This is a genomic window from Candidatus Magnetaquicoccus inordinatus, assembly GCF_004217665.1.
In the GTDB taxonomy this organism is placed as follows: Bacteria; Pseudomonadota; Magnetococcia; order Magnetococcales; family Magnetaquicoccaceae; genus Magnetaquicoccus; species Magnetaquicoccus inordinatus.
Genome location: NZ_RXIU01000031.1, coordinates 1 through 23258 on the forward strand (window position 1 = coordinate 1; position 23258 = coordinate 23258).

Annotated in this window: 27 protein-coding genes; 22 read left to right on the forward strand and 5 right to left on the reverse strand. The window is 51.9% G+C overall.

What is annotated here, in order from left to right:
- Nucleotides 1-123 precede the first annotated feature (123 nt).
- The 22 genes from EJP87_RS04330 to EJP87_RS04435 all read left to right on the forward strand — a co-directional run bounded on the left by EJP87_RS04330 (nucleotide 124) and on the right by EJP87_RS04435 (nucleotide 20612).
- Entirely contained in the window at nucleotides 124-1728 is a 1605-nt protein-coding gene (locus tag EJP87_RS04330) for a terminase large subunit (protein ID WP_227657451.1), read from the forward strand.
- Between the two features lie 12 nt (nucleotides 1729-1740).
- A complete protein-coding gene (locus EJP87_RS04335) occupies nucleotides 1741-3366 on the forward strand; it encodes a phage portal protein (protein WP_130470637.1) in 1626 nt (541 codons plus the stop codon).
- Nucleotides 3363-4301, forward strand: coding sequence for a S49 family peptidase (locus EJP87_RS04340; RefSeq protein ID WP_130470638.1), 939 nt, complete (start codon nucleotides 3363-3365; stop codon nucleotides 4299-4301). Before EJP87_RS04335 ends, EJP87_RS04340 begins: the two co-directional genes overlap by 4 nt.
- A 77-nt stretch (nucleotides 4302-4378) precedes the next feature.
- Nucleotides 4379-5752: a phage major capsid protein gene (locus EJP87_RS04345; RefSeq protein ID WP_130470639.1), complete on the forward strand. Its 1374-nt coding sequence runs from the start codon at nucleotides 4379-4381 to the stop codon at nucleotides 5750-5752.
- A 17-nt stretch (nucleotides 5753-5769) separates the two neighbouring features.
- Complete coding sequence (locus EJP87_RS04350; RefSeq protein ID WP_130470640.1) at nucleotides 5770-6624, forward strand: hypothetical protein; 855 nt, start codon at nucleotides 5770-5772, stop codon at nucleotides 6622-6624.
- A gap of 66 nt (nucleotides 6625-6690) precedes the next feature.
- The gene (locus tag EJP87_RS04355; protein ID WP_130470641.1) at nucleotides 6691-7305 is read left to right on the forward strand and encodes a head-tail connector protein; all 615 of its coding nucleotides are present in this window, start codon (nucleotides 6691-6693) and stop codon (nucleotides 7303-7305) included.
- On the forward strand, nucleotides 7302-7640 hold the full coding sequence (locus EJP87_RS04360; protein ID WP_130470642.1) for a phage head closure protein: 339 nt from the start codon (nucleotides 7302-7304) through the stop codon (nucleotides 7638-7640). Before EJP87_RS04355 ends, EJP87_RS04360 begins: the two co-directional genes overlap by 4 nt.
- The gene (locus EJP87_RS04365) at nucleotides 7633-8082 is read left to right on the forward strand and encodes an HK97-gp10 family putative phage morphogenesis protein (RefSeq protein WP_130470643.1); all 450 of its coding nucleotides are present in this window, start codon (nucleotides 7633-7635) and stop codon (nucleotides 8080-8082) included. The genes EJP87_RS04360 and EJP87_RS04365 overlap by 8 nt, the downstream gene beginning before the upstream one ends.
- The gene (gp17, locus tag EJP87_RS04370; protein WP_130470644.1) at nucleotides 8079-8438 is read left to right on the forward strand and encodes a tail completion protein gp17; all 360 of its coding nucleotides are present in this window, start codon (nucleotides 8079-8081) and stop codon (nucleotides 8436-8438) included. Before EJP87_RS04365 ends, gp17 begins: the two co-directional genes overlap by 4 nt.
- 3 nt (nucleotides 8439-8441) lie before the next feature.
- Nucleotides 8442-9092 (forward strand): phage tail tube protein, encoded by a 651-nt coding sequence (locus EJP87_RS04375; RefSeq protein WP_130470645.1) that lies wholly within the window; start codon nucleotides 8442-8444, stop codon nucleotides 9090-9092.
- An 18-nt stretch (nucleotides 9093-9110) separates the two neighbouring features.
- Nucleotides 9111-9470: a hypothetical protein gene (locus EJP87_RS04380; RefSeq protein WP_130470646.1), complete on the forward strand. Its 360-nt coding sequence runs from the start codon at nucleotides 9111-9113 to the stop codon at nucleotides 9468-9470.
- 74 nt (nucleotides 9471-9544) lie between these two features.
- The gene (locus EJP87_RS04385; RefSeq protein WP_420886843.1) at nucleotides 9545-9781 is read left to right on the forward strand and encodes a phage tail assembly protein T; all 237 of its coding nucleotides are present in this window, start codon (nucleotides 9545-9547) and stop codon (nucleotides 9779-9781) included.
- The gene (locus tag EJP87_RS04390) at nucleotides 9778-11997 is read left to right on the forward strand and encodes a phage tail tape measure C-terminal domain-containing protein (protein WP_130470648.1); all 2220 of its coding nucleotides are present in this window, start codon (nucleotides 9778-9780) and stop codon (nucleotides 11995-11997) included. The genes EJP87_RS04385 and EJP87_RS04390 overlap by 4 nt, the downstream gene beginning before the upstream one ends.
- A 2-nt stretch (nucleotides 11998-11999) precedes the next feature.
- Nucleotides 12000-12620 (forward strand): hypothetical protein, encoded by a 621-nt coding sequence (locus EJP87_RS04395; RefSeq protein WP_130470649.1) that lies wholly within the window; start codon nucleotides 12000-12002, stop codon nucleotides 12618-12620.
- Nucleotides 12620-13183, forward strand: a complete 564-nt coding sequence (locus EJP87_RS04400) for a hypothetical protein (RefSeq protein ID WP_130470650.1) — start codon at nucleotides 12620-12622, stop codon at nucleotides 13181-13183. The genes EJP87_RS04395 and EJP87_RS04400 overlap by 1 nt, the downstream gene beginning before the upstream one ends.
- A complete protein-coding gene (locus EJP87_RS04405) occupies nucleotides 13180-13629 on the forward strand; it encodes a GNAT family protein (protein WP_130470651.1) in 450 nt (149 codons plus the stop codon). The genes EJP87_RS04400 and EJP87_RS04405 overlap by 4 nt, the downstream gene beginning before the upstream one ends.
- Before the next feature lie 14 nt (nucleotides 13630-13643).
- On the forward strand, nucleotides 13644-16793 hold the full coding sequence (locus EJP87_RS04410; protein ID WP_130470652.1) for a phage tail protein: 3150 nt from the start codon (nucleotides 13644-13646) through the stop codon (nucleotides 16791-16793).
- Nucleotides 16794-16795: 2 nt separating this feature from the next.
- Complete coding sequence (locus EJP87_RS04415) at nucleotides 16796-17866, forward strand: hypothetical protein (protein WP_130470653.1); 1071 nt, start codon at nucleotides 16796-16798, stop codon at nucleotides 17864-17866.
- A 35-nt stretch (nucleotides 17867-17901) separates the two neighbouring features.
- Nucleotides 17902-18273: a hypothetical protein gene (locus tag EJP87_RS04420; RefSeq protein ID WP_130470654.1), complete on the forward strand. Its 372-nt coding sequence runs from the start codon at nucleotides 17902-17904 to the stop codon at nucleotides 18271-18273.
- Nucleotides 18270-19193, forward strand: coding sequence for a collagen-like domain-containing protein (locus EJP87_RS18895; RefSeq protein ID WP_130470655.1), 924 nt, complete (start codon nucleotides 18270-18272; stop codon nucleotides 19191-19193). The genes EJP87_RS04420 and EJP87_RS18895 overlap by 4 nt, the downstream gene beginning before the upstream one ends.
- Before the next feature lie 4 nt (nucleotides 19194-19197).
- Nucleotides 19198-20229 carry a glycine-rich domain-containing protein gene (locus tag EJP87_RS04430; protein ID WP_130470656.1) on the forward strand — a complete coding sequence of 344 codons (1032 nt, stop codon included), beginning with the start codon at nucleotides 19198-19200 and terminating at the stop codon, nucleotides 20227-20229.
- Entirely contained in the window at nucleotides 20220-20612 is a 393-nt protein-coding gene (locus EJP87_RS04435; RefSeq protein ID WP_130470657.1) for a hypothetical protein, read from the forward strand. Before EJP87_RS04430 ends, EJP87_RS04435 begins: the two co-directional genes overlap by 10 nt.
- A gap of 457 nt (nucleotides 20613-21069) precedes the next feature.
- Here the strand turns inward: EJP87_RS04435 and EJP87_RS04440 are convergent, their stop codons facing one another.
- From EJP87_RS04440 to EJP87_RS04460, 5 genes are all read right to left on the reverse strand, one after another.
- Nucleotides 21070-21288 (reverse strand): hypothetical protein, encoded by a 219-nt coding sequence (locus EJP87_RS04440; RefSeq protein WP_130470658.1) that lies wholly within the window; start codon nucleotides 21286-21288, stop codon nucleotides 21070-21072.
- On the reverse strand, nucleotides 21272-22078 hold the full coding sequence (locus tag EJP87_RS04445; protein ID WP_130470659.1) for a hypothetical protein: 807 nt from the start codon (nucleotides 22076-22078) through the stop codon (nucleotides 21272-21274). The genes EJP87_RS04440 and EJP87_RS04445 overlap by 17 nt, the downstream gene beginning before the upstream one ends.
- A gap of 62 nt (nucleotides 22079-22140) precedes the next feature.
- Nucleotides 22141-22332, reverse strand: a complete 192-nt coding sequence (locus EJP87_RS18345; protein ID WP_130470660.1) for a hypothetical protein — start codon at nucleotides 22330-22332, stop codon at nucleotides 22141-22143.
- On the reverse strand, nucleotides 22333-22533 hold the full coding sequence (locus EJP87_RS18350) for a hypothetical protein (RefSeq protein WP_130470661.1): 201 nt from the start codon (nucleotides 22531-22533) through the stop codon (nucleotides 22333-22335). It abuts the gene before it with no gap.
- A complete protein-coding gene (locus EJP87_RS04460; protein WP_130470662.1) occupies nucleotides 22530-22931 on the reverse strand; it encodes a hypothetical protein in 402 nt (133 codons plus the stop codon). The genes EJP87_RS18350 and EJP87_RS04460 overlap by 4 nt, the downstream gene beginning before the upstream one ends.
- Nucleotides 22932-23258 lie beyond the last annotated feature (327 nt).

Below are 23258 nucleotides of genomic sequence, written 5' to 3' on the forward strand. Positions count from 1 at the left end.
TAATCGGAGGGATGAGTGGCGGCCCGATCTTACTATGCGGGCGTTGCTCTGCGGTATGCCCAGGCAGTTGTCTCTGGAAAAATCACGGCCTGTCGGCACGTCCAGAATGCGTGTGCCAGGCACTTGAGCGATCTGGAAAAGTTCTCAGCCCCAAACTCGAAATATGAATTCAACCCACCGATGCAAGGGGTTGGAGGGGTTGAAATTCGGCCTGGGGATGCGGCGTGTAGATTTATCGAGTGCCTGCCGCACATTAAGGGGCCGTTGGCTGGGAAACTGATCAAACTGGGAGCGTGGCAGGTTTTTGCGCTCATGGTTGTTTTTGGTTGGGTAAACCGGAAAGATCATACCAGAAGATTCCGAAGGGTTTATATCGAAGTTCCAAGGGGCAACGCCAAATCGACACTGTCGTCTGCTGTGGCCCTGTACATGCTGCTGGCTGATGGCGAGTTTGGTGCTGAGGTGTACTCGCTGGCAACCACTAGAGACCAGGCAAAGATCGTGTTTAGCGCTGCGCAAGCCATGGCCAGGAGATCCAGAACTCTGATGCAGAGTTTTGGTGCTGAGGTGGGGGCAAACGCCATTTTCAGTCTGGCGATGAACGCAACGTTCCGGGCGTTGTCTTCCCAGGGCTACTCGCTTGATGGTCTGAACATTCATTTTGGCTGCATCGACGAGCTGCACGCGCACAAGACGCGGGTGATATACGATGTTGTCGAGACTGGAACAGGGAAACGTGACAACTCGCTGTTGTGGGTGATCACGACAGCAGGAAGCAATCGATCCGGCATTTGCTATGAGTTGCGCAACTACGTCATCAATGTATTGGCCGGGAAATTTGTTGACGATACCCAGTTTGGGATTATCTACGGTCTGGATGAAGGCGACGACTGGACCAAGGTTGCATCACTGAAAAAGGCCAACCCAAGCTGGGGAATATCTGTCAGGCCAGAGGTGGTGACGGCACTACAGAAGAAGGCGATGCGGACGCCATCTGCAGTGAACAATTTCCTGACCAAGCATCTGAATGAGTGGGTATCTGCTAATGTCTCATGGATGGATATGCGGGCGTGGGACAAGTGTGCTGAAGCGGATCTCAGGATTGAAGAATTTTCCGGCATGCCTTGCTGGATTGGTCTTGACCTAGCGAGCAAGATTGACGTGGCCGCCATGGCGTTAGTGTTCTCACGTGGTGCCGGGAGGTTTGCGGTGTTCATGAAATTCTATCTGCCGGATGCGGCAGTAGACCGGTCAGGGAATGCTCAATACGAAGGCTGGAGGCGGATGGGGCGCATAACTGTAACCCCAGGGAATGTGCTTGATTTCGGTTGGATCAAGGCGGATCTGTTGGACATGCGAGATAAATTTGCCGTGCGAGCAGTAGCTTTCGATCCATTCCAAGCAACGCAGTTGTCACAGGAAATGATGGCGGAAGGCATGCCGATGCTTGAGGTTGGTGCGACGGTGCGCAATTTTTCCGAGCCTATGAAGCATCTTGAGGCGCTGGTGTTGGAAAAGAAACTTGCGCATGACGGTTGTCCTGTCTTGTCCTGGATGGCGTCAAATGTGGTGGCGCATCGGGATGTGAAGGACAACATTTTCCCACGCAAAGAACGACCGGAGAACAAGATTGACGGGATCGTCGCGTTAATCATGGCGCTGTCCAGAGCGATTCTTGTGGAAGAGTCAAACGAGTTGGATCCGAATTGGCAACTGATGGTTTGCTGAGGCGATTGACCTATGTGGATTGCAGACAAAGTAAAATCGCTTTTTTTTGGTGCATCGGCAGAACGATCTCCAGTGAGTGATTTTTGGTATATGCCATCGTTTTTTCGGTCGGTCAGTGGCGTTCCTGTGACGGCAGAGACTGCAATGCAGTTGTCCACCGTGTTTGCGTGCGTGCGCATTCTGGCGGAGACGATGGCCAGCATGCCGTTTCAGTTGAAGCGGCGGCGTGCGGATCGCGGGTTTGATCTGGTTACCGATCATTGGGTGTACCGGATACTGTCGCGCAGGCCGAACAACTGGCAGACGCCATTCGAGTTTCGCGAGATGTTGATGGGACATCTTACGCTTCGCGGCAATGCCTATGCTTTTCTCGATACGGACTTTCGCGGGAATGTCGTTGCCATGATTCCGTTGCATCCTGACCGGGTGCGGCTTGAAGTCATGCAGTCTGGCGATTTTCGGTATCAAGTGTCGTTCCCGGATGGGACTAACGAGATTGTCCATCGTGACCAGATCTGGCATTTGCGCGGATTGTCATCGGACGGGTATCGCGGATTGTCGCCGATCGAACTGGCCGCCGACAATCTCGGTGCGGCATTGGCGACACAAAGGTACAGCGGCAGATTCTGGCAGAACGACGGCAAACCAACCGGCGGGTGGATCGAATTCCCCGGCACCATCCCGGAAGCGCAGCGGGCCCAGCACAGGGAGGAGATCCAGAGGCACATATCCGGAGCCAACCGGCACAAGATCATGCTGCTGGATCGCGGGTTGAAGTATCACGAAGTTGGGGTATCGAACAAGGATGCACAATTCCTGGAGGTGCGACAGTTCCAGGTGGTGGAGATTGCCCGATTGTTTCGGGTGCCGCCGCACATGCTGGCCGATTTATCCAAGGCTTCGTTCTCAAATATCGAACAGCAGAGCCTGGACTTCCTGATTCATACCATGCGGCCATGGCTGGAGCGGTGGGAGTCGTCGATCGAGACGGAATTCCTGATTGATGAACCGGGTGGAGAAAGTCTGGAAGCGGAATTTGACTTTTCCAACCTGTTGCGCGGTGATGCCGCCAGTCGGATGGCATTCAACCAGTCAGCTATTTTCGCCGGGTGGAAATCTGTCAACGAGGTGCGTGTCGATGAGGGGTTGAATCCGCTTCCTGGTGCAGAATTTGATGAGCCGCGCCAGCCGATGAATATGGGTCCGGCGGGAATCGGGCAGACAGAGAAAGATGCGGCAAGCGGGACGACGAAAGTGAAGCAGGCCAGAAAGAAGCGGGAAAAGATCATTGCCGGGAAGCCAGAGATGGAAATTTTGGCGGTTGATGAAGTTGATGAATACGTGCCGATGGCGCTTGAAAGTATCGCCATGGCAGTGATCGCCAGGGTGGCCCGCAAAGAGGTTTTGGCAATGCGCAAAGCTATAGAATCGGGCAAGTCTCTGGATGAATCGGTTGAATTGACATATCGCAGCCATGCCAGATACGTGTCAGAGTCCATGGCTGTCGGGATGGAGATGGCAGAAGGATATTGCGAGGTGATGAAATCCTTTTTGTTGACTGGCGGTACCAGTGCAGTGAGTTGGTTGGAGGATCAATCGATCCGGTTGTTGTCGAAAATGGGAGGTATCAATCCGTGAGAGGCGCTTTTTTGCTGGCTGAATTGTACCGAAACACATGGGCCATTCTTCCAGAGTCGTTGTCTGTTATGCAGTCTGTGCTGCATCGATGGGCTGCTGGCGGTAAAATCTCTGAAGATGACCGGATGAAGATTGCTGCAGACAAGGCTATGCGTGCAGAGCGCAAGAGCAATGCCGCATCTTCTGGCGGCGGAATGATCGCTGTCCTGCCGTTGTACGGGGTACTGGTGCCGCGAGGTGATCCTGACGATATATCAGGCGGTGGCGTGACAGGCCTGCAGCAGTTTGCGGAAACTTTTCGTGCGGCTGCAGCAGATCCATCCGTTTCCGCAATCATGATCGACATTGATTCTCCTGGCGGGTCTACTTTTGGCGTTCAGGAATTGTGCTCTGAGATCCAGGCGTGCAAGAAGCCTGTGGTGGCTTTCGCCAATCCGATTGCGGCCAGCGCTGCATACTGGATTGGCACGTCGGCCAGCGAGTTTTACTGTACGCCGTCTGGCCAGGTTGGGTCGATTGGTGTTTATGCCTGTCATTTAGATGAATCAGAGGCCATGAAAATGGCTGGATTGACACCAACGCTGATCTCTGCCGGCAAATTCAAGGTCGAGGGCAATAAGTTTTCACCCCTGGATGAAGAGTGTCGTCAGTACATACAAAGTCAAGTTGATGCGATTTATTGGCAATTTGTGTCTGCTGTTGCCAAAGGTCGCAAAATGCCAGTGGCATCAGTGCGTGATGGCATGGGGCAAGGTCGCATACTGTTGGCAAAAAACGCTGTTACTGAAAATATGATTGACGGAGTGGCCACGTTTGGCGAGTTCATCCAGAACATGCAGAAAAAGATCAAGCAGTCGGGACAACAGGCGGCAATGACTACCGCGCGCACACCCAAGCTGGACGCGGCTTCCCGCATGCTTTCGATTATCAAATAACGGATCCATCGATCCGCGTAGTGCCTGCCCGTCGGCAGATTCAAAAGCAGTAAAAATCAAAGAAAAGGTACAAAGAAATGAGTAAAAATCTGTTGATGCTGCAGCAGCGCAAGACTGCGGCAATTGATGCTGCGCGTTCCATTCAGGAGACCGCATTGGCTGAGGATCGGGACATGACCGATCAGGAAGTCAGTGAACATTCCGCGTTGGTGTCGTCCGCGAAAAATCTGCAGGATGCCATTGATCGGGAAATGGAGCTGGTAACCCTGGAGGCGCGCGGTGCTTCGACGACCACCACGGTATTGAGTCAGGCGGCACGCATGGCGGCTGGCAATGCACCGGCACAGCAATCGGCGGCTCGAGCCAGCGTTTCGACGTATGGGTCGGGCGAAAAGGCCAGCGACGCGACGGATGGCAAGCGCGGATGGAACAACCTCGGCGAGTTTGCCCAGGCGGTTCAAGTGGCAGCGGTGACAAAGGAACACGATCGACGCTTGACTTTCGATGCGTCGTTGACTTCGTATAGCAATGAAGGCACCGGGGCCGATGGTGGTTTTCTGATTCCTCCGGCCATGTCTGCTGAGATTTTCAGTTTGTCGTTGGGCGAGGATGCAATGTTGCCGATGACGGCCAACGTCGAACTGCAGAATTCCAACAACATGTTGTTTCCCGGTTCCGAAACCACGCCGTGGGGTCCATCGGGTATCAAGGCATATTGGGATGGAGAGGCCGAGGCGGCCACGCAAAGCAAGGTCAGCATCACTCAATTGAGCTTGCGGTTGAACAAGCTCCGCGCAGTGGTGCCGGTGACCGATGAACTGATGGAGGATTCGTCTGCTTTGGGTGGATACCTGCAGGGAGAGACATCGATGGCGATTCGGTGGAAGACGAACGAGGCCATTCTGTTTGGCACCGGCATGTTGCAACCGTTGGGCTGTATGAATTCCAATGCTATGCTGACCATCGTCAAAGAAAGCGAGCAGGCCAGCGGTACGCTGCTGGCTATCAACCTCACCAAAATGCTGGCGGCTCTTCCGGCTGGAAGTTTTGGCCGGTCGTTTTGGATGATGAACAACGATGTGCTTCCGTCATTGCTCACCCTCACCCTGGGTGGCATCCCCATCTATTTGCCATCGTCTCCTTTGACCGGCGATGGATTCAAGGGGAGCCCGTATGGCCTGCTGTTGGGTCGTCCGATCATGGTATCGCAGCAGGCAGAGTCGTTCGGCAGTGCCGGTGACATCAATCTGCTTGATCTGGCCTATTATCGGACCATCACCAAGGCTGGCGGTGTGCAGACGGCAAGCAGCATGCATTTGTGGTTCGATCAGGGTGTGACGGCATTCCGCACCACCTTCCGCTTAGACGGCAAGCCGCGCATCTCTTCCACCATCACGCCGAACAAGGGATCGAATAAGCTGTCTCCGTTCGTTCGCTTGGGTGCGCGGTAAGGGTGGGGGTATAGCAAATGGCTTATACTGACACCCAGGTCCAGGCATGGACTTCTGCCCAGTTGGGGGCACTGGCTGATTCCCAACTGGATACTGTCACCTCTGCGCAGGTGGCCCTTTTGACCACCGTGCAATTGAATGGTTTGACATCCACGCAACTGCGCGGTCTGGCTGATACGCAATTGGATGGTCTGTCGGCGGCGCAATTCGCGTCGTTGGCGGCCACACAGTTGAATGGTCTGACATCTTTGCAATTGTCTGGCTTGACCGCCGGCCAATTGGACGGTTTGACTTCCGTGCAGTTGACCAGTCTGGCTGATACGCAATTGGACGGCTTGAGTTCAGACCAGTTGAACTCCTTGCAGGATTCCCAACTGGATGGCTTGTCGGCGGCGCAAGTGGCCGGTTTGACCACCAGTCAATTGGCGGGGGTTCATGGGATGCAGACTGAAGGTCTGGCCGTTGTCGGCAAGATCGATCCCGCGTCGCTGTCTCCCGGTTCAACCAATACCGGTTACACAGATGCCAAGGGTTTTACGCGGTTTGTTGCTGCGCTGTCTGTTGGCGCGATCACGGCGACCGGCACCCTGGACGCCAAGATCCAGCAGGCGACCGATGCCAATGGATCTGGTGCCAAGGATGTGACCGGCCTGGCAATGCGGCAAATTCTCGCCGGAAATGGTAGCAATCAGCAGGTGATTTTCAAGGCAAGCGCACGCAATCTCGACCTGAAAAACGGGTTTACGTTCCTCACCTTGTCGGTCACTGCCGGAACTGCCGCAAGCGTTGTTTCTGCGGTGGTTGTTGGCATTGAACCGTCGTATGAACCGACCCGTCGCAATGTTCCAACGGTGCGGCAGGTGATCGGATAATTTTGTTTCACCGTGCAATACAAGGGGTCGGGTAACCGGCCCCTTTTCTTTTGAGGGATTTTGAAAATGGCATCATTATCCATCGTTACCGCTCCGTATATGGAGCCTGTCTCCCTGGAGGAAGCCAAGCTGCAATTGCGCGTGGATGGAACCGAGGAAGATGCGCTGATTATGATGTTGATTTCATCGGCACGGGAGCGAGCGGAACAATTGACGGGGCGGCAATTGATGACCGCCAGATGGCTGTTGACTCTGGATTGCTTTCCAAAAAGGGGGCCGATGGATTCGGACTCAGGGACATTTTACCCTGGGAACGAAATCAGATTGCCGAAATCACCGGCAGTCGAAGTGCATGCCATTCGGTATTTGGGGATAAATGGCGAATGGAAAGAGATGCAAGTTGGCGAATACATCGTTGACATGCGCAGTGAACCGGCACGGATTCATTTGCCGTTCGGTCGATTCTGGCCTGTTACGATGCCGCAACTGAATGCGGTGGAGGTGGAGTTTTCGGCAGGGTATGCAAATGAGTCTGTGGTTCCGTCTGCAATCAAGCAGTGGATCATGTGGACGGTGGCCAGCGCATACAAACAGCGTGAAGCTGACGCAGAGAAAACCGTTTCTCAAGTATCATTCATGGATGGTTTATTGGACCCGTACCGGGTCGTGTGGGCACTATGAACGCAGGCGAGTTGAATTTCCGTGCCACATTTCAGGCGCGCCGGCCAGGGGCTGGATCGTTTGGCGATGTAGTCACGATTTGGAAAAACATCGTCACTGTGTGGGCGGCACTGAAAATTGGCCGTGGACAGGAGAAGGTGGTATCAGGCCGGGTTGTGTCGGCCACCACGTGGGAGATAGTCATCCGGTACAACTCGGAGTTGGCAAACCCAAAAGCTTCATCGGCGTTTCGCATCCTGTGTGATGGGCGGACATTCTCAATACAGGCAGTCATTCCTGATCGCAACAATGGGATCATCAAGTTTACGGTGATTGAGGGCGGGGAAGATGATTGAGATCAAAGCGAATGGGTTAAAAGAGGTTTCTGACGCACTAAAGCAGTTGCCTGCAAAAATCCAACAGAACAGCTTGCGGTCTGCTGTATACGCTGCTGCTGCAGTGATCCGCAACGAAGCCAAACAAAAGGCACCTGTGGTAACAGGCACACTGAAAAGAGCCGTATCTATCACCCGCAACAAAAAACGATCAACAGGGCCCATGCAGGCAATGAAAGTGATTGTTCGCAAAGGAAAGAAGCTGCGGAAAGTTGGAAAAACAGGAAAGAATCTATCCGCAGATGCCTGGTACGCTCATTTTGTGGAGTTTGGCACCAAAAGAATGCAACCCAAGCCATTCTTGCGTCCGGCATACGAAGCAAAAAAAGAATCAGCGGTTGAGGCATTCCGCAACAGCCTGGCCAATGGCATTGAGAAAGCAAAACAGCAGGCGGTCAAATGACCACACTGCAAGAGCAAATCGTTGCTTTGGTTATAGCTGCCGACGTAGCTGGCGGGAGGATCTTCCCGCACGCAGCTCCGAATGACACGCAAACGCCATTTATTACCTATTTCCGGGTATCCAGCGTACCTGAGACGAATTTGAATGGTTCCGTCTCACTTGTGAACACCAGAATCCAGTTTGACCTGTACGACAAGACCTATGCTGGTGTGGTGGAAGCCGCCAAGGCACTTGATGATGCAATTGCAGCATCTAACCTGAAGGCTGTACGACAACTTTCGCAGGATTTGTTTGAACCCGAAACGCGAGAACACCGCGTTTCGGTTGATTATTCGTTCTGGCACAACAAGGAGTGAGACATGCCAAGCAATGCTATTTCAGCACAAGGATCAACCCTTTCCATAGGAACCGCTTCTGGTTCTGCCAACAATATCACAGCAGTCAGTCTGACCAACCCATGCCGGGTAACGCTGCAATCGAGTGTTTCTGGGTTATCGGTGGGTGACGTGGTGGCAATTGCCGACATCACCGGCACCACGCAACTTAACGGACGGACGTTTGTGGTGGAATACATCGAATCGGCCAACAAGATCATCACCTTGGCGGGTGTGGATGCGCTTGCGTACACAGCCTGGTCAAGTGGTGGCACGGTGACGCCGACCACTCTGACAGAGATCACGGAGGTGCAGAGTTTCTCTGGGTTCGACGGTGCATCGTCAGAAATTGATGTGACCAACCTGAGTTCAACTGCAAAGGAGTTCGTAGCTGGTTTGGCCGATAGCGGAAATGTGAGCGTTGAAATGAACGGCTATCTGGACGATCCAGGGCAGATTGCTCTTGCTGCGGCGCAAACTTCTGGTGCTCTGAAGAAATTCAAACTGGAGCTTCCAGATGGTCACACGGCTACCTTTTCGGCTTTTGTAAAGAGTTTCTCTGCTTCAGGCGGTGTTGACCAGACGTTCAAGCGGAGCGCATCGCTTCGGTTGTCTGGTCCGGTGACCTGGGCGTAATTGTGGGAGTATTCAAAAATGAGTTTGACCAGGGAGCAGATTCTGGATTCGCAGGATTTGGGCACAGTTCAGGTTAGTGTGCCTCAATGGGGTGGTGAGGTGCCAATTCGGGAATGGTCTGGTGTAGAGCGTAACCGGTTTCAGGAGTTGGTGAAGGATAAAGCGCCTGCTGTTGGTATTCCCGCTATTCTGACCACTCTTTCGGTGGTGGATGAGGGTGGAAACCGGATGTTTCGCGACACCGATCTGACCACAGTGGCTGGAAAATCCGCAGCAGCATTGGAGGTGATCTCTGATGCGGTGATCAAGCTGAATCGGATCGGCCAACAGGAAGAGGATGCTGCGGAAAAAAACTCCGATCCAGGCCAGACCGGGTAGCCATATTCCGCCTGTGTCTGGCCCTGGGGGTAGAACATCCTGATATTTTGTTGTCAAGGCTCACGTCTGCACAGGTGACTGAGTGGATGGCGTTCATGCGCATCGACTGGCTACCTGATGCAAGACGTGATTTTGCCTTGGCGCAGATCATGGCAACGATCGTCAATATGTTTCGAGGCAATGGGGAACCCATGAAGCTGGTCGATGCCATGCCGTGGGCAAGATCGCCTGATGTGCATGCTCCAGATGACACACAAACACGCAGCAAAAAAATTATGAGTCTGTTTGGTTGGGGCAAAGGAAAGAGATGAGCGACAGTATCGCAAGACTCAGCATTGATCTTGAGGCGAACATTGCCCGATTTGAATCGGGCATGAATCGCGCTGAGGCGCTGGTGAATTCCACTATGGGTAATATCCAGCGGGTGACCACCATGGCGATGGGTCTTGCAAGCAAAGCTGTCGTCGGTTTTGCCGGATATTTTGCTTATGACAAATTCAAATCCGGGATAGAAGGCGCAATCAAATCTGCCGCCGAGATGGACAAGTTTGCCGCAAAGTCTGGGGCATCTGTTGAGTCACTGTCCGGCATGGGTTTGGCGGCAAAATCTGCAGGCGTAGACATGGAGACCGTCACAGCGTCGTTGGCGAAACTGTCTAAGGTTGAGGTGGACGCTGCTACTGGAGGGGAGAAAACGTCGGCCATTTTCAAAGCTCTTGGTGTGTCTGTTCGGGATGCTGATGGCAGCATTCGTGATTCTGGCAAAGTAATGTTTGACGTTGCCAAGGGTATGGACAACATCACAAGCGGGACGCTAAAGGCTGCTGTTGCGCAGGAGTTGTTCGGCAAGAGCGGCGCAACATTGATCCCCATGTTAAACAAGTTGGCGGAACAAGAAGAACTGCAAGGAAAACTCACAGCAGAGCAAGCATATGAAGCAAGGAAACTACTTGAAGTACAAAAGAAACTTGACGCGAGGAATACATTAAAGCTTCAGCCTTTCTCTAATGCCGTTGTGCCTGCGTGGCGTGATTTCAATGATGCCATGGCAAAAGGGGAAACTCTGATGATGGCCATCAACAAGCAAATTGAGAAATGGGGAAAAGATGGAACTTTTGCTGACATTGCAAACGATATAGTCGATTTGTCTGCAACGATTATTGATGCGTTCCAAAAGGCATCACGATACGTGGCTGGAACCATGGACCTAATGGTTACCACCTGGCGGTATAAAAACTCTCCAAGTGATGAGTTTGTCGCGGCACTTGTAGATGTGAACAAAAGGGCTGCAGCCAGAGAAAGCCAGACTTTGTTTAGCGAAGATATAGCCAAAAGCCGAGCAGATCGCGCTGCGGGCAGGAAAAACAAACAAAAAGGGGAAACAGATACAGACGCTCTGTTGCAGGCCGCATTAGGAAAAGGTGACTCGGCGGCCACCGCAGCAAAAGACAAAATGTCAGAGTGGGAGCGTTATCTCACCGGCCTGAACGAACAGACCACAAAACTTGAACTCGGAGAGTATGCCGCCATGGAGGCGCATGCCAGGCGGATTGCCGAGTGGAATAACAAGCAGCCAAACCTGCCAAAGGCTAACCTTTCAGACGCCACTGATCTCATCAAGAGAATCCAAGGTGAAAAACTTGGCAAATCTGAGCTGGATTATGCAGACGCTTTACAGAAGGAAACCGACGCTCTGTACGACCAAATAGGGGCAATGGAGTTGTCTGGGTTGGCTTTATCCAAATTCAATCTGGAAAAGAAGGAACAGCAACGGCTTGGAGACGCTATCAGAGCTGCTGAAAAATCTGGACTGATCGCTACTGAATCTGCAGCAAATACTTATGGCGGTCAGCTCAAGACGCAGCGCGATGAGTACATCAATCAACTGACATCGACAACTGCACGCGCTACCCAAGTGCAACTTGAAGCTATCGAATACCGCTACAACCGTGAGCGCGAGCTCTCTTCCGGAGCACAAAAGGCACTCCAGGAATACGCAGACGCAGCAACCAACAAGGCGGCAAATATTTCCAGCGTGATCTCCGGCACCTTCAACAAAATGGAGGATGCGCTTGTTGATTTCGTCAAAACAGGCAAGATGGATTTCAAAAGTTTGTCCGATTTTATCATCACAGAAATGATCCGGATTCAAATCAAGCAGAACATTACCGGCCCTCTGGCACAAATGGGTAATGCACTATTCAGCGGTGCTGGAAAAAGCATGGGCGATTGGGCAAGCGGGCTGTTCAAGGCATCTGGTGGACCTGTCTCTGGCGGACATCCGTACATAGTTGGCGAGGAAGGACCAGAATGGTTTGTTCCATCATCGAGCGGCACCATACTCCCGAACGGATCTGCTCCGGTCGTGCAGCAAGCTGCAGCATCTCCGATAGTCGTCAACTTCACTGTCAACGCGCTTGATGCACGTTCCGTACAGGCCACTCTGCGCCAACACGCATCAACGATTGTCGGCATATTCAATCAGGCCGCTAATTCCACTGGCCGAATGGGCATTGCTCAGGGGTAATAATGGGTGCATTTCCGACATCTCCAGCGCCTGCTGATCTCAAGATTCAGTCGGTGCAGCCGACTCGCGTCTCACAGTCTCAGGCGATGAATCTCAGCGTGCGCGAAACTGGCGCACAACGCTGGGCATTGTCTGCAACATGGGCACCGATGACCAGGGCGCAGTTTGCGCCGATTTCCGCATTTGTGGCGGCACAGAAGGGCCGTGCTGGGGTTTTTACGTGGACGCTGCCTGTGTTTCAAACGCCTCTCGGTGTAGCCACAGGGACGCCTGTGGTGGCGGGTGACGATCAAACCGGAACATCAATTGTCACCAGCGGTTGGACGCACAGCGTAACCGGCATTCTGAAGGCAGGTGATTATTTGCATGTTGCAGGGCAGAGCAAAGTCTATCAGGTTGCCGATGATTGCGATTCAGATGAAACAGGAAACGCGACGATATCGATTATTCCAGGATTGATGGTATCGCCTGCAGACGCATCGGCCATCACGGTCAACAATGTTCCTTTTACACTCTCTTTGGGATCAGACACGTTTGAATATCAGGTGACCAACCGAGGCGGGAACGATGACAGGGCAAGTAAGATGTTCGTGTTTTCGCTGCAGATGGTTGAGGCATTCTGATGGATCGCGGGGCTGATGCGCAGTGGATTGCAGAAATCCGCAAAAGTCGAAACGCGCCAGCGCTGCTGGTGCAGGTCAATCTGGATGACGTGTCGATCTGTTCGACGGACGCATGGGCGAGTATTTCATGGGACGGCCACACTTATCAAATGAATGGCCATTTCCTGTCTGTGCAGGGGCTGTCCGAGTCTTTTGACATGAGCATTCCGACCGTCACGCTGTCCTATTCTGGCGTTGATCAATCGTGGATTGCAATTGCCTTGGAGAAGCCACTTATTGATCGCCAAGTGGTGATTTACAAGGCGTTCATCAACTATGCAGACCACCAGTTGATCGGCACTCCTGTCTGCATTTTCAGCGGACGGCTCACGGGGGACATCGAGATTGCCGATGATCCATCTGGAGGGTGCACGGTAACAGCAAAAGTTAGCTCTGAATTTGCCGATTTCTTACGTGCGCCAGGCCGGATGACGAACAACAACGATATGAAGAGGTATTTCCCGAACGACAACAGTTTCAAATTTGTAACCAACAAAAACCCGGACGTGGTGTGGGGGGCATGATGTTGCAGTTTGAATCTGTGCGCTATTTCGATGTCCACCAGGAGATTGAGGCGCTTGGTATTGAGCATTACAGCGAGATTGGGCAGGCAGACATGGCGATGAATATCCATCACGGATATTTCGTTGCTCTTGATCGGCTTGGGCAACTGGTGACTATCGTGGCTCGCAAAGATGGCCAAATGGTTGGGTATATGGTTTTTGTTGTCCAACCGTTCCCTCATTACCGGGATTATTACCGGGCTGTGAATGATGCCATCTTCATGACCAAGGCGGCACGCACAGGACGCAGCGTTATGCGATTCATTCAGTTTGCAGAAGAAACACTAAAATCTGCAGGGGTAAAGAAGGTGTTTTTTGGGTCAAAATTCCGAAAGGATTTTACTGATTTGATGATCCATATCGGGTATGACCCGGTTGAGACCATTGTTTGTAAAACTCTGAACTGAAAACGGAGAAAGACGTGGCTGTTAGCGCGGTAGTTGCAGTTGCATCGTATGGTGCCGCAGAAATGGCGGCTGCATATGTCGGCGCTGCTATGCTTGCTGAAAGTGGTATGTTGATCGGGTCAGTGATGGCTGGAGAAATCGGGTTAGCCACAGCAGTATCAATAGCTTCTTTTACAGGTGGTGTCGCTGGCGCTATAGCAGGCGCCGCCGTTTCTTATGGCGCGCGTTCTTTGCTTGGTGGTGACAGTAATCAGAACCCAGTTTCAAATTCATCTGCTTCATCCATTCTTCTCAACGAGCAAGCGACAGTCACCTGTATCCCGGTCGTTTATGGCTCGCGCAAGGTCGGCGGGGCATTAATCATGCCGCCAACAGTCACCGGCGCGAAAAAAGAGTATCTGCATTTAGTGATCGTGCTGTGTGAAGGTCCAATTGCGGCAATCGATACGGTCTATATTGATGGGACAAATTCAAACGATGCAAAATTTACAGGTCTTGTCGATATTTACAAACACCTCGGCACGCCAAACGACCCAGCAGACCCCGATTTGGTGGCCAATGTCCCAGGTTGGGATTCAACTTGCAAGCTATCCGGGCTCGCCTATTTATACGTTCGTGTCAAATACAACTCGTCAGTTTTTCGGGGTCTGCCTGTCATCACAGCGCATGTAAGGGGGCGCACCCTGTACGATCCAAGGACCGGCCAATCGGCATGGAGCAACAACCCGGTCCTGGCGGTGCGGGATCTGCTCACCAATCAGATTTACGGAAAAGGCCTCTCAACAAGCTCCATTGATGACGTTTCATTTTCTGCTGCTGCATCGATTTGCGAAACGAGAATCCCAGCTCCGACACCGCAGTTTTCGTGCAACTTTAGTCTTGGTAATTTAAGGTTTGCAATTGGAACTCACACGTTACAAACAGGAGATACAGCAGTTGTGACATCAAGTGGTAGCGTGCCTGAACCTCTTGACAAAATAACCACATATTACGTTATAAAATTAGCAAATAATACAATTGGTTTAGCAAAATCGTCTGCAGATGCGTCTGCTGGCAGGACGATTAAATTAACAAGTGTTGGCGATGGATCAATTTCTATTATTCACTCGTGGACAGTGTTGACTACGTCTGGGGACAACACAGTAGAAACTGAAGAAAGTGTGTCATATTTAGCAACAATGATTGGTGACAACATCGCGTTTTCATCGACAGAAAGTTTCCCGCCGTTCGAGCATGGTGACGGTGTGCGCGTAAGCTCTACAGGTGCGCTGCCATCCCCGCTTGTGACCGACACGACATACTATGTGATCAAGATAGCCGATGAGGCAATCAAATTGGCTGCCACATGGGCCAACGCCATGGCCGTTAACGCCATCTCTCTGACTAATGCCGGAAGCGGCACTCTGACAATTACCCATTACGATTATGCTAAATACGCCTGCGATGGTGTGATTGATACTGCGCAGACTGTGTACAACAATGTCAAAGCAATTCTGACATCTTGTGTGGGGATCTGGATCCAGAGCGGGTTAAAATCCAAGATTGTGCTGGATGATGTGACGGAGGCCTCTGCGTTTGTGCTGTCCGAGAACAATATGGTCGGGTCGTGGCAGGTGACCACAAACGGAAAGACAGGCAAATTCAACCGGGTAACTGCATCGATCTACAATGCGGCTAACGGCTGGTCTGCAGATGTCGCTACGGCTGATTCTTTGGAGTTCAGGGCAGTTGATGGCGGGGCAGTTCTAGAGAAACAAATATCGCTGCCTTACACGTGCTCGATCTATCGGGCAACGGCAATTGCATGGCAAGTACTGAATCAATCACGTTATGCAGTGATGGCCAAGGTAAACGCATTCCCGGAGGCACTGTTATGTGAAGTGGGCGACGTGATCACTATCAGCCATGCGATGATGGGATGGACAAGCAAACAGTTCAGAGTCATGGCAGTTGTCCCCAATCCAAACGATGAAGTGTCCCTGTCTCTTGCGGAATACAATGCTGCAGTTTACGCACCTGGCCCGATGCCTTCTGTAAATCTGGTGCCGAGCTCATCCATACCGGATCCATTTTTGGTGGCAGAACCGACAAACTTTTCCTGCTTTGAATCGCTATACTCTACATCTGGCAGCTCCGGGGTCAAATGCGAGGTTGAGTTTACCTGGACGGAAGCAGCAGACGCTTTTGTTGTGCGCTATCAACTTGAGCAGAAACTCTCAAGCGAGACATCGTTCAAGCCAATAGGCAGTACTGAGAGCCTGTTTTACTCGTGGCGAGACGTGCAACCGGGTACCTACGATTTCCGCGTCAAGGCCATCAACCAGTTTGGCCGCAACAGTGAGTACACGTACATCAACGGAGTGGCTATTGCCGGGCTTACAACACCTCCAACCGTGATGACCGGCCTGTCCATGTCAGCATCTGGTGGAATGGCTGTATTGCGGTGGGATCGGTCGCCAGATCTTGATGTTCGGATCGGCGGCAAGGTCATGTTTCGGTGGTCTCCATTCATGACCGGCGCAAGCTGGATGCACTCAACCGCAATCGGTGATGCTATCAGCGGCGATCAAACGGTGGCTGTCTTGCCGCTCAAGCCGGGAACATATATTGGGATGATCTACGATTCATCTGGCAACCAGGCGGAATCCGTAGCGAGCGTGTCAACCAAGCAAGTATCGCTGTTTACGTTCAGCAGCTCCAACACGATTCAGTTTGATCCGACATTCTATGGGTCCGGCACCGGTGCCGTGATCGAGTCTGGACAACTGCGCCTCGATAGCACATCAAACATCGATTCTTGGCCTGATATCGACGGTATTGAGTATGTTGATGTTGGAATGGAAGGCGGAATTGTTGCTGGTGGCAGTTTTGATTTGCAGCAGGAGTTTGACTGGGGATCGGTTTCTAAAAGGCGGCTCACATCTTCGGTGGCGGCTGAGATTGTTGACCCATCAAATTCCGGGTTGGTTGGAAACAGCAACGTCATAGTCTACTACTCGCAGACCGACGATGATCCTGGGGGGTCTCCAATATGGACGCCATGGCATCGGCTGGACAGCACAGAGATTAACGCCAGGGCAGTGCGGTTTCGGGTTGAGCTGCTTTCAGATGGCATACGGGATGTCATTATTTCATCATTATCAGTTACTGCGGATCAGGTGTAGACATGTCGCAAAGTGATTTGAATATCGGCAATCAGTCTGGTGCCGGGTATCGAGCTGCAGTGAATACCGCTCTTCAGGCTCTTGTCAGTCAGTCGTCGGGAGATACTGAGCCGGCCACGACGTATCCGCATCAATTGTGGGCTGATACAACCACTGGACTGATAAAACAGAGGACGGCGGGCAATGACGGGTGGTTCGTGGCTGGAAATTTGTCTGGTTCAGTGTTCGCAACTAAAACAAGCAATTATACAGCGACGATCTCTGACTACGATGGCATTTTTCTGTGCAATGGCACGTTCACATTTTCTCTGTCTGCAGCAGCATCATTGGGCGATGGATGGTCATGCACAATTAAAAACACTGGCACAGGCACGATCACAATCGATCCAAGCGGATCTGAAACAATTGATGGATCCGCCACGTTAAGTTTATCTGCACAGTACCAGCAGGCTACTATTGTGTGCGATGGTGGGGCGTTTTATGTGGTGTCTGGGTTGATTGCCAAATCTATCGGAACTGCCCACTTAAAAAACGGTACCGCTGGATATTTACTAGGGTTCGACGGATCTGGCGTGGCCGCAGTTGTACCAACACCAACCTCACATGAAACGAGTGGGCCCGGATATTCGACTACTTCAGGGACATCAGTTGAACTTACTGGTATTCCTACAACAGCAACCAGGGTGACAGTGTCTTTTGATCGTGTCAGTTTGTCTGGAACAGACAATCTCGTGCTTCAGATTGGTGGCGCGCAGGGATACATGTCGGCAAATTATTATGGATCTGTGATGTCTGGGGCATCACAGGTAAATGAAAATAATGGCGGTATTGGCGCACGATTAACTTACTCAAGCGCAGCGGCAACATTGTGGTGTGGACAGGTAATGCTGGCGAAAATTTTAGACAATGTGTGGTCTATTAGCGGAATTCTTAGTTGTCCAGCAAATTCAAGTCTGAGCCAATTTGCATATTCAAAAGAAATCACTGGTGGCAACTATCTGACGAAAGTTCGTATTGTTCCAACCGGAACAAACACTTTCGACAGTGGCGGAATCAATTATTCATATATTTAATACTGGCTGTATGTCAATTTAGACACGGGGACCATATGACTACTCAAAATGCAAATTTTTCAATTGTTCGTGGCGACACGATTAAAAGAAAAATTTTTGTAAGAGACGATGATGGTGTTGCAATCAATTTAGTGAACAGATCAATTCTGTTTACAGCAAAAAAATCCATTATTGACTCAGATGATAATGCCGTTTTGAAAAAAACATTTACATTTGAAGAAGGTGATACAGAAGCTTTGGTTGGCCTTGGGTATTTGCGTTTCACAAGTGAGGAAACGGAAATACCGCCAAGCGTTTATTATTACGACATTCAGTTGGTTGACAATAGTGCCGATGTGCCAACAATTGAAACAATTTTGTTTGGAAAATTCATTGTTGCCCATGACGTGACCAGGAGAGTCGAATGAGTAGTGTGTGGGTGGAAGGCGTATCAAGCGGAGAAAACCCTGCAGGTGGTAACGATTTTATTGGATTGACTGCTGATCAACTTGATCAATTGATTCAGTCTAATATGATTCCTGGTCCAAAAGGTGACACTGGAGACACAGGAGCGCCAGGTGCCACAGGCCCGCAGGGTCCGGCTGGTTTGGATGGCCCGGCAGGCCCACAGGGCCCACAGGGTGATCCTGGCCCGACTGGTCCTCAGGGAATTCAGGGGTTGCAAGGTCCAAAGGGGGACACGGGGGATCCTGGCCCGGCAGGCCCACAGGGCCCACAGGGAATTCAGGGGATTAAAGGAGATACCGGAAATGCTGGTGCCACAGGCCCGCAAGGTGCCACAGGCCCGGCAGGTACTACAACGTGGACTGGTATTACTGACAAACCAACAACGGTTTCCGGCTTTGGTTTGACTGACGCGATGGATACTTTGACAAATCAATCTGTTTCGGGAGCGAAAACATTTTCTGGCAGGCTTAATCTGAAAGAAGTGACAGAAAAAATCACAATTTCAGCCACAGCGGCAGATACAACAGTAAACTTTGACGTGCTCACTCAGCAAGTTTTAGAGTTTACGGTATCAGCCACGGCCAACTTTGCCTTGAACATCAGGGGTAACAGCGGCACAACTTTGTCAAGCATGCTAGCTGTTGGTGAGTTACTGACAGTCGTGTTTTTATGTGCAAATGGGGCGTCGGCAAAATATGCGACATCAATCATGATTGACGGTGCAACAACCAACGTCACGACCAAGTGGCAGGGGGGGAGTGCTCCGACAAGCGGCAACGCCAACGCAATTGACGCATATTCATTGTCAATCCGCAAAACCAGCGCGGCGACAAGTCCGCACAGTTTTTCCGTGCTTGCGTCTGTGGCCAAATACGGGTGATGTTATGCGCAAATACATAAAAAATATATTTTTCTGTGTTGCGTTGGCGGCAGGGTTAATCAACAGCGAGGCGTTTGCTGCAAAGCCAGTCATTACGAAAAAAGATCAGACGATAGTATCCGACCTGATTTATTTTATGTCGCCCATTTTGACAACGCACGCTTGCGGATCTGCTCAAGCGTTTTTTTCTGGCGGACGATTGCCATCGCCATCCACAGTCGAGGCGAAAATTGTCGGTGGTGGTGGCGGCGGTGGTTGTGGTCAAGGGGGCGGAGGTGGCGGAGGTGGAGACAGAGAAGATCTAAATAAATCAGTCTCTGAAGGAACTAATTACACAGTAGTGATTGGTGCCGGTGGGGCAGGAGCTACATCAAGCGCTTCCAGGGGGTCGTCAGGATCACCATCTACATTTGATAATATTACTGCCGATGGCGGTGGCGGCGGCGGTAGTGGCAATTCAACACCCCGTACAGGCTGTGACGGGAGCTCAGGTGGCGGCGGTAGCGGCCCGAATCTTGGCGGTAATGGCAACACACCGGCAACAACTCCAGGCCAAGGAAAGAATGGAGGAAATGGGGCCTCGTCTGTGACAGGTGGCGGCGGTGGTTCTGATTCAGCCGGAGGAAACGGTGTTGCTAACAGTAGTGCCGGAAACGGTGGAAATGGCAAAGCCAGCACTATAACCGGCGTAACTGAATATTATGCTCCCGGCGGAGGAGGATCTGTTTTTGCTTCTTACACCCCAGGAAATGGTGGTATTGGCGGGGGAGGGAATGCCCATATTGCTGCCGCTGGTGACAATGGTGCTGCTAACAAAGGCGCTGGCGGGGCAGGTGGTGCCGTTGCCGGGCATCCTTCGTATACAGAATACAGCGGGGGAAATGGAGGCGCAGGTGTCGTAATTATTGCGTATTCAGTTCAATACCGCAAAATTACACATATAGATCAAGGTCTGAGCTATACGTATAGCGCTACCAGTAGGCCAGGGTATCATGTGTATATTTTCACGTCAGGGGCAGGAGATATATGGTGGTAGATATGGGACATATAGCGATTCTTGATAAAAATAATGTTGTAGAATCAGTAGTAAAAACAAGTGATATTTTGGACATGGAAGCGCATTATTCAGCACTGTTCGGTAAAAAGTGCATACAGACATCGTATAACACAGTTGCTGGCATACACCTCTCTGGAGGAACACCAATCAATAAAAATTATGCCGGCAATGGGTATCATTATGTTGATGGTGTTGGGTTTCATCCTCCACGCCCGTACCCATCGTGGCTTCTGGACGATTCTTCGTATCTATGGCATGCGCCAGTACCTGCTCCGAACAACGGAAACAGGCATTATTGGGATGAAAATTTGTTTAACGAAACAAACTATGGTTGGATGGAAAACACGCACGATTCAGTTTAAGCAACTGGTCTGTCTACGTATATTTGTCTTCTCGGTCTTCCTTCCCCAGATGGCACCCCTGGAGGGTCGTTGCGGATCGACGCTTCTAGCAAAAGCAGTTTATTTTTTGGTATTGGCGAGTGACGGGAAGACCATGGATTACCACTCCATCTCTCTGCAGTAGAGCGAGTCGATGCCGTCCTGTCGGCGATCCCTTGGTTCGTTAAACCGTACTGCTGAATCAGCTCCATCAGCCGATTTTGCTCCTGGGACGACACATAGCGTATCATGCGCTCTGCCTGCTCTGCTTCCAGAATCCCCAGAACCGTCATTACCCGGCCAGGAATATCTGTTTCAATCCTTGCCCCTTGAGCGGACATGGCAATCATCGAGAATCTATCAAGGATTTCTCCGCTGTGTTCGCTATTTTGCCGGTAATGTCAAAAGAAAAAATTACGGTTGGTGCATTTTTTTTGAATCAATCTATTTTCCAAGGACACCAGACGTCAGCACATGTCGAGCACAGCGCTGAGTGGTGCTCTGCATCAAGCTTGGCCAGCTTGCCAGCAGCAATAATGAGATCTTTGCCAAGATCGGCTAACGCTTTCGGATCTATCTCTCTATTGCTTGCTGCATCACGCAACATCTGAAAAGCAGCATCGATTTGTCCTTTTGTGACTTTACGCTGCATTGTCATTGAGCGCCTCCTGCATTCTGGCAAAAATATCAGCCATACCCTTATTTTTCCTTGCTGTGGCAATAATCATGGCCTGCACATCAACCGGCTTTTCCTGGCGGGCTATCTGTTGGCATGCTTGCACCTGGTCAGCGCTGCGCGCTACAGCCGCACGGCGGGCCGCAATCATGATCCCTTTCTCTGGCGCGAAATTACCTATCCTGGCCAATCCGGCAAATTTGCGCAGCATCCCCAGTTTGCTGGTACGTACCGAGCCATCCTCCATATTCCCCGCCAGTTCGTCTACGACCTCTTGCTGTTTGTCGGCCGGCAAATCTCCCACAATCAGGCCAACACTGCGGATCTCTGCAGGCAGTAGGCCATCCGGCAGGATCACACTTGCATCAATTGTCGGCTCTGGTGGAGAGGGGGGAGGCGGCACGATGGCCGCCTCGCTGGTGGTGGTGATCGGCTCAGGCGCTGGCTCTGGCTGGGGAGGTTCAGCAGCCACCGCAGCAACCGGCTCTGGCGATGAATCATGATCGGTTGATTGTCTTTTCCCTTCCCGGTGCTTTTTCACCCGCTCATATCCAGAGCTCACGGGCGCTGCGACAAATCTGGCCAGGGCCACAGTGCCGTTGTCGGTGATCTGCAGTACACCGGCAGCCAGGGCCTCGTCCATGGCTTTTGGGTTGACCCTGGCGTGCCATAGCAAATCTGCCGGAGTCGCTTCAGTGTCCGCACTTCCAACACCATTACCGGCAGCGACAGTGAGGGCAATGAGAAAAAGTTTGCAGGCTCGCAGGGACATTTTTCCAACGGCAGGAATCGTATGGAGGTCCGATCTGATCCTTCCCCAAGGGAGTCGCTCGCTCATTTCCCCACCTCCGCACCAGCAAAGGTGATGAACTCATGGCCGATTTGAGCCAGAAAAAATTTATCAATCTGCCCATCCTGAGCCGCCTGGCGCAGTACCTGGAGGGCGTCAGAGACCAGAATCTTTTTCCCAGACAGATCATGCTGTGCCGGTATCCCGCTTTTCCCGGCCAGTACCTTGGTGAGCATCTACAGGTTGCCAATGGCAAAGGAGAGCTGTTGCCGCTCCGGGCAATCGGCTGGGATACCATCATGGACGTGTTTCAGGTAGGCCACCTGCATTGCCCGGCCAATGACGGCCAGGGCGATGGAAAACTGCTTGTTCTGTCTGGCGGGTTCTTCCGGCGTGAGAAAGGTTGATTCCAGTCGGTATTGGGTGTCTTGGCTCATTTCGCACCCCCAGCAATTGTCTGCTCTAAAACAGCCAGCTTATTCAGCGCCTCTTCGCGCTCTTCCTGCAGAGTGGCAATGGCCGACTCAGCCGCGTTCATCGCCAGATTGATTTTCTCGCCAACGGCGTCGAGGAGTTCGGACAGGCCAGCAACGTCACTCGGTGTCAGCTCGATGAACGGCATGGCGCGATCGCCGCGAATTTCCCGCAGGTTGCCGACCAGTTTGGCCAGCACACCCTGCATGCGCATGGCCTTGTATCCATAGCTGTCCAGGGCATCAATCGGGTTGTCGTGGCACAGCCACGAGCGGTAGGCATGCGGTTTGGTTGGGGGCAGGCTGTGGTCCCGCCAGGCGTTAGGGTTGTAGGCGGTGGTTTGTTGATGGGTTGTGTTCATGTGCAGACTCCTTCGGTCGCAATTGACATTGCCGGAGTCTGGACGGTTCTCAAGCGTACAGGCTCCGGGGGTTGAGAACCCCACCGAAGGTTGGGCCTGCCAGTTTTGGCCTTGCGGCTTGGACATACTGGCTGCCCCCGGAGCGTATTGGCGGACATGGCGCAAAAAGCGGGCCATGCAGGAATTCGGGCACAAAAAAAAAACGCCAAAACTGTCGGGGGCGGTGGTCCGCCTTCGGTGATTGTGGAGGTTCTCAAGCTCCGTGTGTGATCAAGCGCAGAAGTTTGTGGGGATGTCAAGAATTTTTCATGCCAAAAATTCACTAAA